Origin of the sequence: Hydrotalea sp., assembly GCA_030054115.1 — a bacterium.
GTDB lineage: Bacteria > Pseudomonadota > Alphaproteobacteria > JASGCL01 > JASGCL01 > JASGCL01.
In genome coordinates, this window is sequence record JASGCL010000071.1 from 1 (window position 1) to 3544 (window position 3544).

5 protein-coding genes and 2 tRNA genes are annotated in these 3544 nt (G+C 49.4%); all 7 read left to right on the forward strand.

Annotation, left to right across the window (positions count from 1 at the left end; translation table 11 throughout):
- Positions 1–340, forward strand: a 340-nt coding sequence (locus QM529_07575) for a hypothetical protein (protein MDI9314515.1), incomplete at its 5' end; no start/stop codon positions are given.
- A 41-nt stretch (positions 341–381) separates the two neighbouring features.
- On the forward strand, positions 382–969 hold the full coding sequence (locus QM529_07580; protein MDI9314516.1) for a queuosine precursor transporter: 588 nt from the start codon (positions 382–384) through the stop codon (positions 967–969).
- A 95-nt stretch (positions 970–1064) separates the two neighbouring features.
- The gene (locus QM529_07585; GenBank protein ID MDI9314517.1) at positions 1065–1379 is read left to right on the forward strand and encodes an ETC complex I subunit; all 315 of its coding nucleotides are present in this window, start codon (positions 1065–1067) and stop codon (positions 1377–1379) included.
- 105 nt (positions 1380–1484) lie between these two features.
- Positions 1485–1560 (forward strand) — tRNA-Arg (locus tag QM529_07590).
- The gene (locus tag QM529_07595; GenBank protein ID MDI9314518.1) at positions 1560–2765 is read left to right on the forward strand and encodes an alpha/beta hydrolase; all 1206 of its coding nucleotides are present in this window, start codon (positions 1560–1562) and stop codon (positions 2763–2765) included. Before QM529_07590 ends, QM529_07595 begins: the two co-directional genes overlap by 1 nt.
- 68 nt (positions 2766–2833) lie before the next feature.
- Positions 2834–2908 (forward strand) — tRNA-Val (locus QM529_07600).
- Positions 2909–2938: 30 nt separating this feature from the next.
- Positions 2939–3544, forward strand: coding sequence for a 3-isopropylmalate dehydratase small subunit (leuD, locus tag QM529_07605; protein ID MDI9314519.1), 606 nt, complete (start codon positions 2939–2941; stop codon positions 3542–3544).

Below are 3544 nucleotides of genomic sequence, written 5' to 3' on the forward strand. Positions count from 1 at the left end.
AATGATATTGATGTTGATGAAAATCCTGCCTGAATTGGGCAGTGAATTTATTCGCGGCTCGGTGGCAAACACCGCCCTATTATCAATTTTAATCGCACATATATTGTTACGGGGTAGCAAATGGCTACAGGCCGTGATTGTTCTATATATTTTACTTGCCGCCCCCATGCCAATTGGCCAATGGGCGCGGGCTTTTTTATTTAAAAACAACCTCGAGGACATGACCTTCGCCAAGGCCATGACAATCCCGTGGATGCCGCCCGATTTGTATCGTCGCCAATATTTAATCGCCAAACCAAATATTTATTTCTTAACGCCGAAAATATCCTTGCTTCGTTAAAACGGCTTTACTTTAATTATGCTGGGGCGTATAATTCGCCCATGCCAACCGCCGCCCAAAAAAAACCGCAAGCCGCCGCAAGCACAAACGTGCCGTTGAAAAAACTCGCGCCCTTTATTGTGGCGATGATAACCCTGGTGCTGGCGTCGAACATTTTGGTGAATTTTCCGATTAACGAATGGTTGACCTATGGCGCATTTTCTTACCCTTTAAGTTTTCTGTTGTCCGATTTATGCAACCGGCTTTATGGCTTGCGGGCGGCGCGGCGCGTGGTGGCCTTCGGCCTTATCGGCATGGGGTTTACCTTTGTCTTGGCCTATTTCAATATTTGGGGGGTTGGTTACAGGGTTGGCGTGGCGTCGGTGTTGGCCTATGTGATTGGCCAGGGGGCCGATGTCACGGTGTTTAATCACTTCCGCAAACTATCTTGGTGGCGCGCGCCATTGATGGCCGGCTTGTTGGCGTCGTTGCTCGATAGTGTGGTGTTTTATTCCATTGCCTTTTACGGCGTTATGGACAATTGGGTCGAATTGTCGATGGGCGATTTTTCGGTAAAATTGGTGACAATTTTGTTGGGGCTGTTACCCTATCGCCTTATTCTAAAAAAACTTATCCCGAATATTAAATAATGGTGGCGGGGTGGGGTGGCGCAACAATCTTGCGCATGGCTTGGGCGCGCGCAACAATGTTGCGTGGGGCATAAGATTGTGATAGAAAAACAATTATGTATATCAAGATTTTTCCGGCCATAAAAAACGCGGGCCAATCGGGCCGCGCCAATTTGCACCATTGGTGTTTGCGCGTCATGGGCGACCGCGGCCAACGGCCGAACGCGGTTATTGGTTGGTCGGGCGGCGACGACCCAATGGCCGAAATCGCCCTGCAATTCCCTGACAAAGAAACCGCGGTCGCGGCGGCCGAAAAAATTGGCCTGCCCTATTACGTGGCGGTGGGCACCGGCATGACCGAACGAAGGGTCGAGGGGAAAAATTACGCCGAGAATTTCTCCTCCCTCAGACATCGGCCATGGACCCATTAGAAAAATAATGGGACAAATTGCCAAAAAGACTGGTGTATAAAAAATTACATCATTTCCTATTTATCATTTCTTAACATCACCATGACTGACAACCAACAAAATCATGCGCCCGTAGCTCAATGGATAGAGCAGCAGCCTTCTAAGCTGTTGGTTGAAGGTTCGATTCCTTCCGGGCGCGCCATGAAATCCGCCGCGCCATATTGCCGCGTGGTTAGCAGATGGCTGGCGGGCGTCGGTTTATCCCTGTTGTTATCGGCGATGTTTTTTTCGTCTAGTGGTTTCGCCCAGGATGCACCGGCAAAGAAAAAACCCGCGCCGGTGGTCGATGTTGTGCCGCCCCTGCGGCTGGACGACAGCGACGAATGTTTGCAAATTGGCCGCGTCAGCGGCACCATGTTCCGCGTGCCAAAACATTATGATTTAACCCAACCGCTCGACGTAACCATGGACTTGAAATCGCTTGACCCCACCAATATCAAAAACCTGCGGGTTGCCTATTTCAGCCCCAATGTGCCCACGTCGCGCCAACGTGGCACGGTGGTGATTATCATGGGGCGCGCCGAATATATCGAAAATTATTGCGACGTCATTTCCTACCTGCGCGGTAATCGTTACGGCGTGTTGATTTATGACCTGCGTGGCCAGGGCATGTCCGACCGCATATTGCCCAAAAAAGAACCGCATTTTTATGACAAGGGTTATGTCGATAATTACCAAGATTACGTGAACGACCATAATTTGTTGATAGCGAATTTTAGGTCGTCCTTGATAAGGCCGCTGTATTTGATTGGCCATTCGCTGGGCGGGCATGTGGCGTTGCAAATTATGTTGCAGGAACAGGCGAAACTTGACGCCGATAAACAATACCGCACGCCCTATAAAAAAATTGTCGTCTTGGCACCATTGTGGAAATTGCATGGCGAATGGGCGATGCGCCCCTTGCTCAGCACCATGGGTTATTTGGCCGGGGGCGATGCTTTCTTCCCCACCCAGGGGCCCTATCGCCCGGCGCAGTTTTTCTTGAATAAAAAAACCCATTCGGCCGAACGATTCTATCGCTACAACGCCATGATTGCGAAGAAGAAATCATTGCGCCTCGGCGGTGTTACCTATCAATGGTTACGCGCCACATTGGCCAGCAACGACGACCTGTGGCAACAGGTGATGGTTGATAAAAAACTGATTGGCAACACCATCCCCCTGCTCGAAATGAACGCAGTGGGCGACCGCGTGGTTGACGCCGCGACCGCCAAACAAATGGGGCAAAATATCGGCAATAACACGTTGGTCGACCTGCCCGATTACAAACACGCCCTGTTGCAGGAAGACAACCCGCGCCTGCAAAAGGTTTTTGATATTATGATTGATTTTTTCAACCAGAAATAATATGAAAAGACCGAAAGCAGAAATAGAAAACCAACCACCAGACAACCAATTTAAAAAATAAAAATTATGGGTGCGTAGCTCAGCGGTAGAGCACTACATTCACATTGTAGGGGTCACAGGTTCAATCCCTGTCGCACCCACCATAAAAAAAGCGAAAGGCGGCAAAACCCCCCATGGACAAATTTAACAAATTACACGGCGTGGCCGCGCCATTACCGATTATCAATGTCGACACCGACATGATTATCCCCAAGCAATTTTTGAAAACCATCAAACGCACCGGTTTGGGCAAAAACCTGTTCGACGAAATGCGTTACGATGACAATGGCCAAGAAAACCCCGATTTTATATTGAACAAACCGGCCTATCGCCATGCGGCGATTTTAATCGCCGGTGATAATTTTGGTTGTGGGTCGTCGCGCGAACATGCGGTGTGGGCGATATCCGATTTTGGCATCAAGGCAATTATTTCTGAATCCTTCGCCGATATTTTTTTTAACAACGCCAGCAAGAACGGCATTTTGCTAATCACCCTGCCGCGCGAGCAGGTGCAGGCCCTGATGAAAAAATCGGAACGCGGCCAAAACGCCACCATGACCATCGATTTGGAACAACAAACCATCACCGACCCCGATGGCGTGGCCATATCATTCGACATCGAACCATTTAAAAAACAATGTTTGTTGAACGGCCTGGACGATATTGCCCTGACCACGCAACATGAAAAAGACATCGTCAATTTTGAAAGCCGCGACCAGCAAAAACGCCCGTGGTTGTAA